This is a genomic window from Amycolatopsis azurea DSM 43854 (assembly GCF_001995215.1).
Taxonomy (GTDB): Bacteria; Actinomycetota; Actinomycetes; order Mycobacteriales; family Pseudonocardiaceae; genus Amycolatopsis; species Amycolatopsis azurea.
Window position 1 is genome coordinate 21,163 of the sequence record NZ_MUXN01000030.1, and the last position, 15,801, is coordinate 36,963.

Annotated in this window: 14 protein-coding genes; 6 read left to right on the forward strand and 8 right to left on the reverse strand. The window is 69.2% G+C overall.

Annotated features, from left to right (window positions below; genetic code table 11):
- Positions 1 to 6 precede the first annotated feature (6 nt).
- The gene (locus B0293_RS39145) at positions 7 to 420 is read left to right on the forward strand and encodes a VOC family protein (RefSeq protein ID WP_005168719.1); all 414 of its coding nucleotides are present in this window, start codon (positions 7 to 9) and stop codon (positions 418 to 420) included.
- 24 nt (positions 421 to 444) lie between these two features.
- Here the strand turns inward: B0293_RS39145 and B0293_RS39150 are convergent, their stop codons facing one another.
- Positions 445 to 1,446, reverse strand: a complete 1,002-nt coding sequence (locus B0293_RS39150) for a hypothetical protein (protein ID WP_245192102.1) — start codon at positions 1,444 to 1,446, stop codon at positions 445 to 447.
- Positions 1,447 to 1,855: 409 nt separating this feature from the next.
- Between B0293_RS39150 and B0293_RS39155 the strand changes: the two genes are divergently transcribed.
- Both B0293_RS39155 and B0293_RS39160 read left to right on the forward strand, forming a co-directional pair.
- Positions 1,856 to 2,575 (forward strand): S1 family peptidase, encoded by a 720-nt coding sequence (locus tag B0293_RS39155; protein ID WP_005165941.1) that lies wholly within the window; start codon positions 1,856 to 1,858, stop codon positions 2,573 to 2,575.
- A gap of 207 nt (positions 2,576 to 2,782) precedes the next feature.
- The gene (locus B0293_RS39160) at positions 2,783 to 3,550 is read left to right on the forward strand and encodes a S1 family peptidase (protein ID WP_005165942.1); all 768 of its coding nucleotides are present in this window, start codon (positions 2,783 to 2,785) and stop codon (positions 3,548 to 3,550) included.
- 53 nt (positions 3,551 to 3,603) lie between these two features.
- Here the strand turns inward: B0293_RS39160 and B0293_RS39165 are convergent, their stop codons facing one another.
- From B0293_RS39165 to B0293_RS39180, 4 genes are all read right to left on the reverse strand, one after another.
- Complete coding sequence (locus B0293_RS39165; protein ID WP_005165943.1) at positions 3,604 to 3,861, reverse strand: hypothetical protein; 258 nt, start codon at positions 3,859 to 3,861, stop codon at positions 3,604 to 3,606.
- Positions 3,862 to 3,878: 17 nt separating this feature from the next.
- Positions 3,879 to 4,769: an AurF N-oxygenase family protein gene (locus B0293_RS39170; RefSeq protein WP_005165944.1), complete on the reverse strand. Its 891-nt coding sequence runs from the start codon at positions 4,767 to 4,769 to the stop codon at positions 3,879 to 3,881.
- A complete protein-coding gene (locus B0293_RS39175; protein WP_005165946.1) occupies positions 4,766 to 5,374 on the reverse strand; it encodes a TetR/AcrR family transcriptional regulator in 609 nt (202 codons plus the stop codon). The genes B0293_RS39170 and B0293_RS39175 overlap by 4 nt, the downstream gene beginning before the upstream one ends.
- 123 nt (positions 5,375 to 5,497) lie before the next feature.
- Positions 5,498 to 9,067 carry a CARDB domain-containing protein gene (locus tag B0293_RS39180; protein ID WP_005165948.1) on the reverse strand — a complete coding sequence of 1,190 codons (3,570 nt, stop codon included), beginning with the start codon at positions 9,065 to 9,067 and terminating at the stop codon, positions 5,498 to 5,500.
- A 257-nt stretch (positions 9,068 to 9,324) separates the two neighbouring features.
- Between B0293_RS39180 and B0293_RS39185 the strand changes: the two genes are divergently transcribed.
- Positions 9,325 to 11,223, forward strand: coding sequence for an elongation factor G (locus B0293_RS39185; protein WP_005165950.1), 1,899 nt, complete (start codon positions 9,325 to 9,327; stop codon positions 11,221 to 11,223).
- Between the two features lie 62 nt (positions 11,224 to 11,285).
- On the forward strand, positions 11,286 to 12,026 hold the full coding sequence (locus tag B0293_RS39190; protein WP_005165952.1) for a GAF and ANTAR domain-containing protein: 741 nt from the start codon (positions 11,286 to 11,288) through the stop codon (positions 12,024 to 12,026).
- Here B0293_RS39190 and B0293_RS39195 read toward each other — a convergent pair.
- Both B0293_RS39195 and B0293_RS39200 read right to left on the reverse strand, forming a co-directional pair.
- Positions 12,023 to 13,162, reverse strand: a complete 1,140-nt coding sequence (locus B0293_RS39195; RefSeq protein ID WP_005165953.1) for a Gfo/Idh/MocA family protein — start codon at positions 13,160 to 13,162, stop codon at positions 12,023 to 12,025. The genes B0293_RS39190 and B0293_RS39195 overlap by 4 nt on opposite strands.
- Before the next feature lie 151 nt (positions 13,163 to 13,313).
- Positions 13,314 to 13,676 carry a MerR family transcriptional regulator gene (locus B0293_RS39200; protein WP_039919508.1) on the reverse strand — a complete coding sequence of 121 codons (363 nt, stop codon included), beginning with the start codon at positions 13,674 to 13,676 and terminating at the stop codon, positions 13,314 to 13,316.
- A 64-nt stretch (positions 13,677 to 13,740) separates the two neighbouring features.
- Here B0293_RS39200 and B0293_RS39205 point away from each other — a divergent pair, with 64 nt between their 5' ends.
- Positions 13,741 to 14,967: an MFS transporter gene (locus B0293_RS39205; RefSeq protein ID WP_005165958.1), complete on the forward strand. Its 1,227-nt coding sequence runs from the start codon at positions 13,741 to 13,743 to the stop codon at positions 14,965 to 14,967.
- Here B0293_RS39205 and B0293_RS39210 read toward each other — a convergent pair.
- Positions 14,888 to 15,784: a LysR family transcriptional regulator gene (locus B0293_RS39210; RefSeq protein WP_039919513.1), complete on the reverse strand. Its 897-nt coding sequence runs from the start codon at positions 15,782 to 15,784 to the stop codon at positions 14,888 to 14,890. The two genes, B0293_RS39205 and B0293_RS39210, sit on opposite strands and share 80 nt — an antisense overlap.
- Between the last annotated feature and the right edge of the window lie 17 nt (positions 15,785 to 15,801).

Consider the following 15,801-nt stretch of genomic DNA (forward strand, 5'->3'; position numbering starts at 1 on the left):
CAGGGAATGAAAGCGCACGTCAGCTCGATCCTCCTCGCGGTCGAGGACATGGACCGGGCCAAGCAGTTCTACACCGAGGGGCTGGGCTGGAAGATCAAGAACAACTACGGCGTCTCCGTGTTCTTCGAATCGGACGGAGCGTCGCCCGTCGGGTTCTACCGGCGCGAAGGCCTGGCCGACCAGGTGGGGACGAGCCCGGAGGGCAGCGGTTTCAGCGGGCTGGTGCTGACCTACGTCGTCCGCAGTGAGGCGCGCGTCGACGAGATCATCGCCCAAGCCGAGAAAGCGGGCGCCACCGTCCTCAAGCCCGCCGGTGCTTTGCCGTGGGGCGGATACGGCGGCACCTTCGCGGATCCGGACGGCTACATCTGGAGCCTCGGCTACAGCGCCCAGGGAGCAGACCAGCCGTATGCGGAATAGCCGGTCCGGCCCGCCGAACCCGGCTCAACGGGATTCGGCGGGCCAGGTCCAGGCCATCCCCCGGATCCCGGGCGTCACCGCGCTCGTGAACGCGATCGCGGGCGAGAGCGGTGAGAGCGGCACGTCGGCGACGTCCCGTTCCGGGCCGGAGACGTGGTCGATCCGATACGAATGACAGCTCGACGGCATCGCCTCCGGAGCGAAATGGATCTCCAAGAGGTACTCCGGCATCGAGTGGCGGAACCGGCGGTCGTAGCGGTCGTCGGGAACGCCGTCGGTGTACTCGAATTCGTATTCGAAGATCGCGGTCTCCCCGGGCGCGAGCATCCGGTTCGACACCAGTTCGCTGACGATGAGCGCTTGCTCGGTGAGCACCTCGGTGCGGCCGGGCACGCAGTACCGGGTCGCCACCAGCTTCGGCGGGCTTCCCGGCGCGCAGCCGCGCAGGACCACGACCCTGGTCTGGACCGGTTCGTCGGTGGCACGGACGACCTCGCGCACCCGCTGCCGGGTCAGCGTCCGATCGGCGCCGACGTGCAGGGATTCGTGCAGGCTCAACAGGACCACGGAAGGTTCATCCGCCGTTTCGAACGAGTGCAGCACGGAAAGCACCGGCTCTCGCGGATCCCACAACCGGTCCCAGCCGACGACCCGGCGTATCGCGGGACGGTCGCTTTCCGGCCGGTGGAGCAGATCCCGCAACGACTGCGGGGGAAGGCCGAGCAGGTCCTCCAGCAAGGCGACCGCCCGCAGCGACTCGGGGCGCTCGGGCCGGGTCCGCCCGGTCCGCCAATAGCTCAGCGTCGTCGTGCTGATCGAAACGCCCGCCCTGGCGAGCCGTTCCTTCACTCTGCCCAGCCCCAGCCCGCTGCGGTCGATGGCCTGCGACAACGCCTTGCTGAAGGGCCCGGTGGCGAGCACGCGCACCAGTTCCTCGTCGGCGCGGGTACCAGGGGTGACGGCGAACAGCGACATCGGCTTCTCGACCTCCGCCGTGATCTTGGATCTCCTTTCGGCGGAGGGCAATCCGCAGAAAGTACTGTCCTGTTCCGTTGACAGGGATTTCTCTATCCCGCGCACATAATCCCCGGGTGCGAACCTTTCGGCGATGACCGTATTCCGGACAATTCGGAGAAAACAATTCCGTCGGCGGATTCACCGCCACGTCTTCCCAATCCTTGGGACGTGAACATTCCGGGCTTTCGGCCGCTACGGCCTGCCCTCCAACGAAAACACACAGGCAGGGCGGTGTTCCGCGTACCCGGCAAGGAGCGGAACGATCCGCGACTTTCGTCTTCCTACCTACGAAGGTATTCCGTCGTTCCCGTTGTCGGACATCTTTGATCGAACCGGCATCGAGCTCCTCTGCCGGATTCCCCATCCCCTCGTTCATCCACGACCACCAGGCGGCTTTGCCGTCCGATTGTGAGCAGACATGCGAAAACTGGCTTCAGTCGCTCTCGGGATCCTGGCGGCGGCACTCGCGGTGTCCACGCCCGGAATCGCGAGCGCTCAGACGGACTCCGGTGTCCAGCCCTCGATCATCGGCGGGACCACCGCCACGGAGACCTACAGCTTCATGGTCTCGCTCAGCAACGGCTGCGGCGGCAGCCTCGTCGCACCCCAGTGGATCGTGACGGCCACCCACTGCGGCAGCGCGTCGCAGGGCCGGATCGGCTCGACGAACAAGAACTCCGGCGGCGAGGTCGGCAGGATCGACCGCCGGGTCAACAAATCCGGCACGGACCTCACCCTCATGCACCTGTCCACCGCCGTCCGGGCCACCCCGATCCCGATGGCCACGAGCAACCCGGCGCCGAACACCACCGCGCGGCTCCTCGGCTGGGGCTGCACCAGCTGGCCGAGCTGCAGCACGCCGACCACGTTGCGCCAGATCGATCTCCGGGTGCTGCCCAGCAGCTCCTGCCGCGCGGGCGGTGGCGGCGCCAACGACGTCTGCATCTCCGGCGACCGCACGCATTCCGCCTGCCACGGCGACTCCGGCGGACCGGCGGTCGTCGGCACCACCGGACGCTGGACCCTGGTCGGGGAGACGCACGGCCCCGGCGACAACGGGGGCGAATGCGCCACCAGCACCCTCTACACCGGCATCGCCCAGCACCTGAGCTGGATCAAGCAGCAGACCGGCGCCTGAACACCCGGGTACGAAAAGAACCGGCACGCCTCGGCCACCGAGGCGTGCCGGTTTTCGTCCATTTTGGACGATCGCGCGCGGCGCAATCCTCCGAAAGAACTGTTCTTTCCCGTTGATCCGTTCGGATCTTCTCGCGGATTTCCCGGGGCACCTCGGCTGAATACGTTCGAAGTGTCCCCCTCCCCTGCGTTTTCCCGAGGAGTCCCCATGCGTGAATCCACCGGCCGGGTCGCCCGCGCCGTCGCCCTTCTCGCCGGTACCTGTGCGGCGTTCGCGACCCTGGCCGCGGCGCCCGCGGCCGCGAGCGCCCCGACCGCCCCGGTCTCGCCCGGTGCCGCGCCGTCGATCATCGGCGGCAGCACCGCCCAGAACCCCGGCTACATCGCCCGGTTCAACGGCCACGCAGGAGGTTACACGTTCTTCTGCACCAGCACGCTGATCGGCTCGCGCTGGGTCCTCACCGCCAAGCACTGCATGTACGACAACAACGGGCAGCGGCTGAAGGACATCGACCTCTACATCGGTTCCAACAGCGCTTCCGGTGGCGTGCACGCCAAAGCCTCGGCCACTTACCTGTACTCGGGCGGGGACCTCGCCCTGATCAAGCTGGACGCCGACGGCGGAAGCACTTTCGCCCGTCTCGCGAGCAGCACTTCCGACGCCCAGGAAGGTGACTCCGCCCGCGTGTACGGCTGGGGCGCGACCCAGGCCGACCACGAAGGCGACCACCAGTCGAAGGTGCTCAAGCAGGCGACGGTCCGCATCTCCGACACGAACGCCCAGGACAACTACGGCGGCCCGGCGATCGACGCCGACACCCCGAACGGCGCGGTCGCGGGCGGGGACTCCGGCGGCCCGATGATCGACGACGGCGTCCAGGTCGGCGTGTGCTCGACCAGCGACCGGTCCAGCACCACCAGCTACGGCAGCGTCGCCGCGGGCCGTGACTGGATCCGCCAGACCAGCGGGGTCTGACGGCGAGGGCCGGCCCGCCGTCCTCGACGACGGCAGACCGGCCCTCGATCCACCTAGCGGCGGCTGAGGACGCGCCTCGCCAGCCATCCGGCGTAGACGGCCAGCCCGGCGACACCGGCCTTCCGCGTGGGGCGGGCCGCGATCGCCAGGCCGATGGCGAGTTCGGTGGCGCCGTTGCGGTAGGTCCAGTTGCGGACGTCGTCGGCGAAGGCCATCTTCGTCACGGGTTCGAAGGCGGCGGGGGCGGCGAAGTGGGCGAGACCGGTCGCGGCGATGCCGAGGCCGAGGACCTTGCCGGTGCGTGCGGACATGGAGGTGCCTTCCTTGTTCAGTCGAGGACGCCGGCGCGGCGCCAAAGCCGTCGGCTCGGGCCGCCGATGAGGCCGATTTCGGTGAAGTACTCGACGGCCTTGGCCGCCCACACCGCCTTGGTGCGGCGCCAGTGCGGGTTCGCGTCGGCGACTTGGCGGGCCTCACGGGGGTCGAGGCCAACGGAGGTGTACGCCTTGGGGTGCAACAGTTCCGACGTCGCGACATAGGCCATGCCCGCGATCGCCCAGCGGATCAGCTCGCGGCCGGCCCGACCGTGACGGGCCCAGGCACGGCCCAGCTCGTCCTTGGCGAAGCTGATGTGGCGGGCCTCTTCGATGACGTGGATGCGGGAGATCATCCGGATCATCGGCTGGAGGCTGTCGTCGCGCATCATCTCGCGTTGCATGCCGTCGGCGAGTTCTTCGACGTAGATGGCTCCGGCGAACAGCAGCGCGGGACCGCAGACGGCGCCGAACACCTTGCCCGCCCGGTGCGCCGAGCGGCTCGGGCGCCGGACGACGCCGCCGCTCTTCTCGATCGAGCGGGCGAACATCGTGCTGTGACGGCATTCGTCGGCGATCTCGGTGAGCGCGTACTGGGCGTTGTGCGTCGTCGGGTCGCTGTTGTACACGTGCCGCACGAGGCCCTGCATCAGGATCAGCTCGAACCAGATGCCCGACGCCGCCGCGGCCGCGGCCTCCTGACGACTCAGCTCACTACGCTGGTCTTCGTCGAGCCGGTCCCACAACTCGGTGCCGTACAAGGAACATCGTTCCGGCGCCTTGCCGTAGGCGCCGTCGAGCAGCGGTGCCTGCCAGTCGACGTCGACGTCCGGGTCGTAGGAAAGCCGTGCGGAGGAGCGCTGCAGGCGCTCGGCGACGCGTTCGCTTTCGGTGTTCGCGGTCATGACGACCTCCTCGGATCAGAGCTTCCCAACGCGCGCAGGGTGAACGTGACCAGGTGCGCGATCGTGTCCGGGCCGCCGTCCCCGGCCAGCGGGCCGACGAGCGTTTCCGCACCGGCGCCGACCAGCGCGGCGGCGGTGGCTTCCGCGTCCTGCGGGGGCAGCAATCCCCTCGCGACGCCGTCGGCGATGGCGTGAGCGATGACCTCGCGGAACGCGCGGCGGAACACCAGCCGCTCGGCCTCGACCACGGCGTCGACCGGTTCGGCCAGCAACGCATACGCCAGCCTCGGCGCCTTCAAGGCCCGGCCGGCGAAGGTCTCGATCACCGCGACCACGCGCTCGCGGACATCGCCCTGCGCCGCGGCCGCCTCGACGGCGGCGATCTCACGGGAGACGACCTCGCGGAAGACCTCGACGACCAGGTCGGCCTTGGACGGGAACTGCCGGTACACGCTGCCGGTGCCGACGCCCGCCTGCGCGGCGACCGCGGCCATCGAGCAGCCCGCGTAGCCGGTCTCGGCCAGCAGCGCGACGGCGGCGGCCAGGATCTCGCCTCGCTGCGAGTCCAGCCTGGCCTGCGTCTTCGGGGTACGTCGGTACGGCACGCAAGGAGTGAAGCACGGATTCCGCACTTCAGCAACGGTCTCTCGGCGGGAGTCCGTGAAGGCCTCTTTGAGGGACTCTGGGTCCCTCAAGGAGGCCTTCACGGACTTGGGCGCTAGTGGGCGCTAGTTGCGGGTGAGGGTGAAGGTGCTCGTCTTGTTCCGGATGTCCTCGGCGTTGTCGCTCAGGGTGAGGCCGGTGAACGTCGCCGCGCCGACGGCCGGGCCCTGCCCCGGTTCCGGCAGCTCGTTGGCCCAGATCCCGATCCCGGACTTCGCGTCGAACTCGTCACCGCTGCGCTGAGCACCGCTGACCGACACGTTCGTCAGCACCGTGTCTTCGACCGGGTGCTCCGGGTTGCCTCCGGTGTACTTGGTCTGGAACATGATGCCGCTGTAGGTCGGGCTCTGGATGTCCACATCGGACACTCGGATACCCCTGAACTCCTTCGACGCGGAGAACATCCACAGCGCGGGGAACGTCTGCTGTCCCCAGAAATGACCGCCGGTGCGGACCAGCGAGACGTTCTGGACGGTCGTCGGCTGCGGGCCGAACCCGAGGAACGGGTAGCCGAAGTCGAGCGAGCTGACCGTGATCCCCGAGTACGTCAGCGTGTCCGCGATGTAGAGGTTCCGGAAGGTGTTGCCGTACCCGCCGTAGATCGCCAGACCCGCCGCCCGCCACGGGAGCAGCACGGTCAGGTTCTCGAACACGTTGTCGTACTGGTTGCCCTGGTTGAGATCCGTGGCGGCGAACAGCGCGAAACTGTCGTCGCCGGTCGAGCGCGCCTCGTTGTTGGTGACCCGGTTCCCCGTGCTGCCGTTGGTGAAGTTGACGCCGTCGGCGAACGTGTCGCGGATCCGCGAGTTCTTCACCGTGGTGTTGTCCACATTGGTCGCCCAGAGCAGGCACATCTGGTGCTCCACCCAGATGTCGTCGATGGTCATGTTCGAGACGTTCGTGAAGTTGAAGACCTTGCCCGGCCCGTCGTTGCGGGAGGTGTAGTTCCCGAACACGGCGAATCCGCCGAACGTCGAACCGCTCGCGCTCGCCTGCGCGTCGAACCCGATGTCGGTGTTCTCCTGCCCGGCGGGCGCGGTGAACTTCGTGAACCACGGCCCGGCGCCGACCACGGTGATCGGCTTCCCGTACACGGTGACCTTGTTCGTCATCGGGTACTGCCCCGGTGGCAGGAAGACGCCGGTGAGGTTCGGGTCCTGGCGGACCTTGTCCAGCGCGGCCTGCACGTCCTGCTGCGTGAACCCGGCCGGGACGGCGTAGCGCGCCGGGTCGGGGTTCGCGGTCGCGGTGACCAGCTCGAAGTTCACGAAGTCGATCGCGTAGTTCAGGCCGTTGCCCGCGTCCTTCTGCAGCTTGATCTTGTGCCCGGCGGGCACGGTGGTACCGAGCAGCATGCTCGCCTCGTCGTAGACGTGCCGCGCCGGACCGGCGCCCGGCGAGTTCTGCGGAGCGGCTTCGGGGCCATAAAGCCAAGCGTGCCGCGAAGTCAGATCGATGGCTTTCAGGAACGTGCCGTCGACGTAGACGTTCAGCGTCGAGTTCTGCCCGCCACCGCCCGCGGCGTCCGGCATCGAGAACCGGGTCACCAGGGTGTTCGTCGCCGCGCGGGTGGTGAATTCGACCGAAGAGCCGGTCGAGTTCAGCGTGACGGCCTTGCGGCCCGACGCTTCGCCCGCGAGATCGCCGATCTTCCGGTTCGGGCCGATCACGGACGCGCCGCCCGCGACCACGCCGTCCTCGGCCTCGTACATGTCGTAGGGCAGGTTCGCGCCGCGGCCGACGAACAGCGCCTGCGTGCTCGTGTTGTTGGCCTGTTTGGCGGGCAGTTCGTTGGTGTCGTTCGCGACGACCGTCTTCACCGTGTACCGGCCGTTTCCGGCGGTCCAGGTGCCGGCGTTCACCGGCGGCGCGGTGGCCCCGGCGGCGATCGCGCCGGTGTACGTACCGCTGAGCGTCTTGACGACCGCGCCGTTCTGATCGGTGATCGTCACCGTGACGCCGTGAGCGCCGCCCGCCGAAGCGACCGTGCCCTGATTGCGCACCGTCGCGCTGAAGGTCACCGTGTCGCCCACCGTGGGGTTGTTCGGCGACCACGCGGTGGCCGCGACGAGGTCGGAACTCTGCACCGGGCTGACGACGAGCGCCGTCGAACCGGTGTAGGAGTTGTTGCCCTCGTCCTGCTCGATGACGGCGTTGGCTTCGTCGACCTTCGCGGTGATCTGGTGACTGCCCGCCTCCCGGGCTCCGATATTCGCCGACACCGTCGCCGACGCTCCGGCCGCGAGAGCGCCGACCTGGGCGGTGCCGGCCTTCGCCGTACCGAGGTAGAGGTTCACGTTCGTCGCGCCCGAGGCCGCGGTCCCGGCGTTGCGGACGGTCGCCGACACGGTGATCGCGTCGGTTTCCACCGGGTTCTGCGGCGACCACGAAACGCCCGAGACCGTCAGGTCGGGGTTCGGCGCGGGGACGCCGAAGACCTGGAACTCCGCGGCCTGACCACCGAGGGCACCGGAATTGGCGGTGATCCGCAGACGGACGTCGGCGGCGCGGCCGGTGACCGGGATCGTCACGGTGTTCCCGCTCGACGGGGCGAACGTGTACGTCTGCGCGGGCGCCAGCGCGGTGAACGCCGTCGCGCCCTGGTCACGCCCTTCGACCGCGATCGTCTGCGTCCGCTGGCCCCAGGCGGGATCAGGGTTGAGCTTGACGACGACCCGGTCCAACTCGGCGTTGGACCCGAGCGCCACGGTCAGCAGGTTCGGGTACGCCGCGCCCTCCCAATACGTGGTCACGGAGTCGTCGTTCGCGTTGGCCGCGACGTAGGTGTGCTGGACCGAAGACGCCGTGATCTGCTTGCCCAGCGAGAGATTCGTCCCGGCCTGGGTACCGGCTCGGGTCACCGTGCCGCTGCTGGGCGACTGGTTTCCCGCCGCGTCGCGGGCGCGCACGGAATAGGCGACGGTCGCGCTTTCCGGCTGGTCGTCGGTGTAGGTCAGGACGTCCCCGGCGACGCTGCCCCGAAGCTGCCCGTTGGCGTAGACGTCGTAGCCCGTGACGCCGGTGTTGTCGGCCGAAGCCGACCAGCTCAGCCGGATCTTCCCGCTCGACGGCTCGGTGTAGGTCAGGTTCCCCGGCGCGGACGGCGGACGCGTGTCCCCGCCCGCCGGGCCGTGCACCTCGAACTCCGAGAGCTGGGCGGCGGGCCAGCCGGTGTTGGCGGTGATGGTCAGCCGCACGAACCGGGTGTTCCCGGTGACGTCGAGGGTGACGGTGTTGCCGGTCGCCGGATCGAACCGGTGGACGGCCGAAGGCGCGAGGTCGCCGAAGCTCGTGCCGTTCGCGCTGCCCTGCACCGAGATGGTCTGGGTGCGGGCTTCCCAGCCGGACGGCAGTTTGAGCACGAGCCGGGCGATGTCCGTGGCCGCGCCGAGATCGGCCTGGACCCACTGCGGGAACTGGTTGTTCGTGCTTTCCCAGTAAGTGGCCTGGTCGCCGTCTCCGACGTTGGCCACGGCGTAGCCGGCCAGCTGACTGCCGGCGGTGTACGTCGCGTCGGCGGCTTCGACGGCGGCGGCTGGGGCCGGGGTTTCGCTCGCCGCGATGGCGGGCGGGGCCAGAAGGAGGGACAGGGCTGCGTACGTCATCGCGCGCGACAGAAGGCGCTTCGTTCTCATGACATTCCTCTGCTCCGGTGCGGGGACTGAGCGGAATCTTCCTGATTCTTGTCATGTTCTTGCGCTGAAATGTCCAAGAATTACAGCCCATGGCACGTGCCAAGTCAACGCCCGGCCTTAAATCGCGTGACCGGCCGGAAACACGCTGCTAACGTCCGGCGGTCCAGGTGCTTCCCGAGAGAAGGAGAGCGGCGTGCGCCGAGCTGTCGAGTTCCCCAGTCGTACGGACCTTTCGACAGCCCTGGAGCCGTTCATCCATGACGTACCTGAACATCGGGATCCTCGCCCATGTCGACGCCGGTAAGACGAGCCTGACGGAGCGCCTGCTCCATCACACCGGTGCCATCGGCACCCTCGGCCGCGTCGACGCCGGGGACACCCGCACCGACACGATGGAGCTGGAACGCCGTCGTGGCATCACCATCCGCTCGGCCGTCGTGTCCTTCCGCATCGGCGACCTGCGCGTCAACCTGATCGACACCCCGGGCCACCCGGACTTCATCGCCGAGGTCGAACGCGCGCTGCGGGTGCTCGACGGTGTCGTCCTCGTCGTTTCCGCCGTCGAGGGGGTGCAGGCGCAGACCCGGGTGCTCATGCGCGCGCTCACGCGGCTGCGGATCCCCGTGCTGATCTTCGCCAACAAGATCGACAGGGCGGGCGCACGCGACGACGCCCTTCTCGCCGACCTCACCGAACGCCTCGGCGTCGCGTGCGTGCCGATGTCCGAAGTCGACGACCTCGGTACGGCGGACGCGAAGGCCCGGCCGCGCGCGGTCTCGCCGTCGCCCAGGCTGGCCGAACAGCTGGCCGAGCACAGCGACGCCTTCCTCGCCGCGTACCTCGCCGACACGGTGACACCCGAGGACTACCGGGCCGAGGTCGTCCGCCAGACCAGGCTCGGCGTCGTCTCCCCTGTCTTCTTCGGTTCCGCGCGCAGCGGCGAAGGGATCGGCGAACTGACCTCCGGCATCCGCGAATTCCTTGCGGGAGCCGGGAAACCCGCGCCGGACGGCCGGTTGCGCGCCTCGGTGTTCAAGATCGAACGCGGCCGTGCGCACGAGAAGATCGCCTACGTCCGCGTGTTCTCCGGCGAGATCGGCGCGCGGGACCACGTCGAGTTCCATCGTCGTGGCCCGGGCGGGCTGGTCACGACGGAGGCGAAAGTGAGCGCGGTGCGCGTCTTCGAACTCGGCGACGAAACCGTCGAGGGCCGCGCGCGGGCCGGGCAGATCGCCAAGGTCACGGGACTCAAGGAGATCCGGATCGGAGACCGCGTCGGCGTCCCCGGCACCGCGGGCGCCTCGACGCAGTTTCCGTCGCCTGCCTTGGAAACCGTGGTCAGTCCCGCCCGGCCCGCGGAAACGCCGTCGGTGTTCGCCGCCCTGCGGGAGCTGGCGGAACAGGATCCGCTGATCACCGTCCGGCAGGACGCCGAGACACGGCAGATCTCGGTGCGGCTCTACGGCGAGGTACAGAAGGAGATCATCGCGGAGACCCTGTCCGGACAGCACGGCCTCGACGTCGAGTTCAGCCTCACCCGGCCCGTTCGCGTCGAACGGCCGACCGGCACGGGCGCCTCGGTGTGGCTCATCACGGAGAAACGGAATCCGCACTACGCGACGCTCGGGCTGCGCGTCGGCCCCGGCGAACCGGGCTCCGGGCTGACTTTCGGCCTCGACGTCGAACTCGGTTCCCTCCCGCTCGCCTTCCACAAGGCCATCGAGGAGACCGTGGACGCGGCGCTGCTGCGGGGCCCGTCCGGCCGTGAGGTGATCGACTGCGTGGTGACCGTCACCCACACCGGCTACTTCAGCCCGGTCAGCGCGGCCGGCGACTTCCGCAAGGTCACCCCGCTCGTCCTTGAGGAAGCGCTCCGGGAAGCCGGGACCGAGGTGCTCGAACCGGTCAGCCGCGTCGAGGTGGAACTGCCCGCCGACTCGGTGACCGCGACGCTCTCCAAGCTGGTCGAATGCGGCGGGACCGTCACCGGCTCGGCGGCGCGCGGCGACCGGGCCGAGCTGACGGGCGTCCTGCCCACGGGCGAGGTCACCCGGTTCGAACAGCAGCTGCCCGGACTCACCCACGGTGAAGGGTCGATGACCGCCGAACCGGCCGGGTACCAGCCGGTTACCCCGAATCGGCCAATGACCCGCTAGCCAGAACGAGTACGTTTTGGGGAGGCCGGTCCAGACCGGGCGGGCCGTGGGAAAGGGACACGATGGATCAGTTTCGTGACACCGCGTCGGCGTTGCGTGAGCTCACGGAGTCGATGCGGCTCGACGAGCCCCGAGACGAGTTGCTGGAACGGGTGGCGAAGAAGGTCGTCGGGCTGCTGCCCGGCGCGGACGCGGCGACGGTCACGCTGTACTCCGACGACGAGCCGAGCACCGTCGCCGCCACCGACGAGTCCCTGCTTCCCCTGGACAAGGCGCAGTACAGCGCGGACGAGGGACCGTGCCTGAAGGCCGCCGAGAGCGGGACGATCGTCCGGACCCGGCTGGAGACCGCGGCCGAGCGCTGGCCGGACTTCGCGACCGCCGCCGAACAACTCGGCGTTCGGACCGCGCTGGCCTGTCCACTGTTCGTCCCCGACGAATCCCACTTCAGGCGTCGTGACAGCGAGCCGCTGGCGGGCGCGCTCAACGTCTGGAGCTTCCAGGAAAACGCCTTCGACCCGGTCGAGGCGGCCCTGGTCGCGATGTTCACCTCGGCGATCTCGGCGATAATCCTCACCGCTTCCCGCTGGGCCGCGGCCGAAAGACAGGCGGAGACCCTGGTCGCCGCGTTGGAGACCAGGGACGCCATCGCCACCGCGAAGGGAATCGTGATGGCCCGTCTGGAACTGAACGCCGAAGAAGCCTTCCGGTGGCTCACCGAGGCTTCGCAGCACACGAACCGCAAGATCCGGGAGATCTCGGTACTGATCGCCGAAGACCCCGGGACCGTTTTCGGGCGCTAGCCCAGCGAGATCCGGCGGCCCTCGCGTGACGACTCGAGGCCGGCTTCCGCGAGCCGGATGCCCCGCACCCCTGCCATGAAGTCGTAGGGGTGCGGCGCGTCCTCCTCGACGTGGCGGACGAACTGCTCCCACTGGGCGCGGAAACCGTTGCCGAAGTCCTCGTTGTCCGGCACTTCCTGCCACTGCGCGCGGTAGGACCGCGTCTCGGCCAGATCCGGGTTCCACACCGGCTTCGGCGTGGCCTCCCTCGGCTGGATGACGCATTTGTGCAGGCCCGCGACCGCGCTGCCGCGAGTACCGTCGACCTGGAACTCCACCAGTTCGTCGCGGTGGACCCGCACGCACCAGGACGAGTTGAGCTGGGCGATGACGCCGCCTTCGAGCTCGAAGATCGCGTACGCGGAGTCGTCGGCGGTGGCGGCGTACCGCTCGCCCTTCTCGTCGACGCGCTCCGGGATGTGGGTGACGGCCTTCGCGGTCACGGCGTTGACGGCGCCGAAGAGGTTCTCCAGCACGTAGTTCCAGTGGCAGAACATGTCGACGACGATGCCGCCGCCGTCCTCGGCGCGGTAGTTCCAGCTGGGGCGCTGCGCGGCCTGCCAGTCACCCTCGAAGACCCAGTAGCCGAACTCCCCGCGCACGGACAGGATCTCGCCGAAGAAACCGCTGTCGATCAGCCGCTTCAGCTTGAGCAGGCCGGGCAGGTACAGCTTGTCGTGGACGACGCCGTTCTTGACCTCGGCGGCCTCCGCGTGCCGTGCCAGCGCGAGCGCGCCTTCGACCGACTCCGCGACCGGCTTCTCGGTGTAGATGTGCTTGCCCGCGTCGATGGCGCGGACGATCGACTTCTCCCGGACGGCGGTCAGCTGCGCGTCGAAGTAGAGCGGGAGATCGTCGTCGCCGAGGGCGGCGTCGAGGTCGGTGGTCCAGCGGGTCAGCCCGTGCCGCGTGGCGATCTCTTCGAGCTTGTCCGCGTTGCGCCCCACCAGGACCGGCTCCAGCTGGACCCGCGATCCGTCGGACAGTTCGACCCCGCCCGCCTCCCTGATCGCCAGGACCGAGCGCACCAGGTGCTGCCGATAGCCCATCCGCCCGGTGACGCCGTTCATCACGACGCCGAGTTTCCGCGTGGTCATCCGTTCTCCTTTGAAAGCGCTTTCCTGCCCTCATCCTGAAAGCGCTTTCTCGTACTGTCAAGACCAGAGATGGCCGAAGGGGACTTTCCCCACATGAGACGCGGCGAAGGGAGCTTTCCCCCCATCGGATGCGGGGAAAGTCCCCTTCAGCTCAACGGCGAGCGCGGACCGCGTCGAGGTACTCGGTGATGGCGTCCCGGTTGCGCAGCAGGCATTCGGCGCGCCTGGTCATGCGGTCGCGCTCGGCTTCCAGGGTTTCGAGCATCTCCGTGGTCGCGTCCGGGAAGTAGATCTGCCGGGGTTTGTCCAGGCACGGCAGGATCTGCTTGATGATCCGGGTCGGCAGCCCGGCGTCGAGCAGACCGCGGACCTGGACGACCCTGTCGACCGACGGCTCGTCGTAGTCGCGGTAGCCGTTGGCCTGACGTTGCGAGATGATGAGCCCCTGCTCCTCGTAATACCGCAGCAGACGGCGCGACGTCCCCGTCCGCTCCGACAGCTCCCCGATCCGCATGTGCGCCACCTCACCCCAGCCGACTTGACCTTCACATCTATGTGATGGTTCGAGCATACGGACCATGACTCCGAAACTCCCCCTCGGCGCGCTGCTCGCGCTGACCACGGCGGCGTTCGTCACCGTCCTCACCGAAGCCCTGCCCGCGGGCGTGCTGCCCGCGATGAGCGCCGGGCTCGGCGTCGGCGAAGCGGCGACAGGCCAACTGGTGACGGTGTACGCGATCGGCACCGCCCTCACCGCGATCCCGCTGTCCGCGGCGACGGCGGGCTGGCGGCGCAAACGTTTGCTCCTGGCCGGGGTGGCCGGTTTCGCCGTCGCCAACACGGTCACGGCACTGTCCACGAACTACCCGCTGACGCTCGGCGCGCGGTTCGTCGCCGGGATCGCGGCAGGCGTGGTCTGGGCGCTGCTGACCGGGTACGCCCGGCGGCTGGCGCCGGAACCGGTGCGGGGCAAGGCGATCGCCGTCGTGATGACCGGTATCCCGCTGGCGCTCTCGCTGGGCATCCCCGCCGGCACGTTCCTGGGCGGCGCCTTCGGCTGGCAGGTGACGTTCGCGATCATGTCGGTGCTCGCGCTCGGCCTGCTCGGCTGGATCGCGCTGGCCGTCCCCGATTTCCCGGGCCAGGACAAGGGCGGCAGGCTTCCGGTGCGCAGGACCCTCGCCGTGCCCGGCGTGGCCGCGGTTCTGTTCGTGACGCTGACCTTCGTGCTGGCGCACAACATCCTCTACACCTACATCGCCACCTTCCTCGGGCACGTGTCGATGGGCGGTTCCGTCGACCGGATCCTCCTGGTGTTCGGGGTGGCGTCGATGGTCAGCATCTGGTTCGTCGGCGTGCTCATCGACCGGCGGCTGCGCGCGCTGACCGTCGCGGGCAGCCTTCTCGTGGCGCTCGGGGCGACGATCTTGGCTCTGTTGGGCGAAAATCCGGCGCTGGTCTATGTCGCGGTGACACTGTGGGGGCTCGGCTGGGGCGGTGTGCCGACGCTGCTGCAGACCGCCGCCGCGCAGGCGGGCGACAAGGGCGGCGCGGCGGACATCGCGCAGGCCATGCTGGTCACCCTGTGGAACGCGGCGATGGCGGGCGGCGGGATCGCGGGCGGTGTCCTCCTCGACGGCTTCGGCGCCGAGGCGTTCCCCTGGAGTGTCCTGGTGCTGCTCGTGCCGACGCTGGCCGTGGTGCTGGTGGCGCGGCGGCACGGGTTCACAGCGGCAGTTCGGGATGACTCCGGATCGCTTCCAGAACCAGGTCGACGGCGGCGCGAGGCGCGGACCCGCGCCTGATCGCGGCGGTGATGGACCGGTTGACCGGCGTCGCGAGTTCGCGGGTGGCGACGCGGTAGCGCTTGTCGACGGCGAGGCCGGGCAGGAGTGCGATCGCGAGCCCGGCTTCGACGTGCTGCAAGGTCATCATGTAGTTGCTGAACCGGGCGACCACACGCGGTTCGAAGCCCGCTTCGCGGCAGAGCCGGGTCGCGAGGTTCGCCATGTACGACTGGGGGATGTCGAACGCCCAGGGCTCGCTCGCGTAGGCGGCGAGGTCGGCCGGGCCCCGCCCGGCGGCCGGATGGCCGGGTGGGACGACGAGCACGATCGGGTCGGTCGCGAGCGGTACGAGGTCGATGTCCGGCCCGAGGGGTTGTTCGACGAAGTCCGTGGTGGTGACGATGACGTCGGCGTCGCCGACGCGGAGCGCGGGCATGCTCACGTGGGGTTCGAGTTCGAGCAGTTCGATGTCCAGCTGCGGATGCGAACGGGCCAGCCGGGTCACCGCGGGGACGGCGATGGTGTGGATCGCGCTCTGGAAGGCGCCGAGGCGGACGAGCCCGGCGGGTGCCTCACCGAGACCGCGCAGCTCCGCCTCGACGGTGTCCATGTGGTCGAGGATCGCCCGCGCGCGGCGGGCCAGCATCAGCCCGGCCGGGGTCAGCCGGACGCGGCGGCCGGTGCGTTCCAGCAGCTGGGTCCGGGTCTCGGCTTCGAGGACCGCGAGCTGCTGGGACACGCTCGACGCGCTCAGGTTGGCCGCCTTCGCGACCGCGCGGACGGTGCCGAGTGTGTCCAGCCTGCTCAGCAGGCTGAGCCTCCACGGGTTCAGCATGACGGCCATTATTGTAC

Bases quoted from the DNA above. Each gene is read 5' to 3' on its own strand.
- B0293_RS39145 (WP_005168719.1), top strand. From the start codon at position 7: ATGAAAGCGCACGTCAGCTCGATCCTCCTCGCGGTCGAGGACATGGAC.
- B0293_RS39155 (WP_005165941.1), top strand. From the start codon at position 1,856: ATGCGAAAACTGGCTTCAGTCGCTCTCGGGATCCTGGCGGCGGCACTC.
- B0293_RS39160 (WP_005165942.1), top strand. From the start codon at position 2,783: ATGCGTGAATCCACCGGCCGGGTCGCCCGCGCCGTCGCCCTTCTCGCC.
- B0293_RS39165 (WP_005165943.1), bottom strand. From the start codon at position 3,861: ATGTCCGCACGCACCGGCAAGGTCCTCGGCCTCGGCATCGCCGCGACC.
- B0293_RS39170 (WP_005165944.1), bottom strand. From the start codon at position 4,769: ATGACCGCGAACACCGAAAGCGAACGCGTCGCCGAGCGCCTGCAGCGC.
- B0293_RS39180 (WP_005165948.1), bottom strand. From the start codon at position 9,067: ATGAGAACGAAGCGCCTTCTGTCGCGCGCGATGACGTACGCAGCCCTG.
- B0293_RS39185 (WP_005165950.1), top strand. From the start codon at position 9,325: ATGACGTACCTGAACATCGGGATCCTCGCCCATGTCGACGCCGGTAAG.
- B0293_RS39190 (WP_005165952.1), top strand. From the start codon at position 11,286: ATGGATCAGTTTCGTGACACCGCGTCGGCGTTGCGTGAGCTCACGGAG.
- B0293_RS39195 (WP_005165953.1), bottom strand. From the start codon at position 13,162: ATGACCACGCGGAAACTCGGCGTCGTGATGAACGGCGTCACCGGGCGG.
- B0293_RS39200 (WP_039919508.1), bottom strand. From the start codon at position 13,676: ATGCGGATCGGGGAGCTGTCGGAGCGGACGGGGACGTCGCGCCGTCTG.
- B0293_RS39205 (WP_005165958.1), top strand. From the start codon at position 13,741: ATGACTCCGAAACTCCCCCTCGGCGCGCTGCTCGCGCTGACCACGGCG.
- B0293_RS39210 (WP_039919513.1), bottom strand. From the start codon at position 15,784: ATGCTGAACCCGTGGAGGCTCAGCCTGCTGAGCAGGCTGGACACACTC.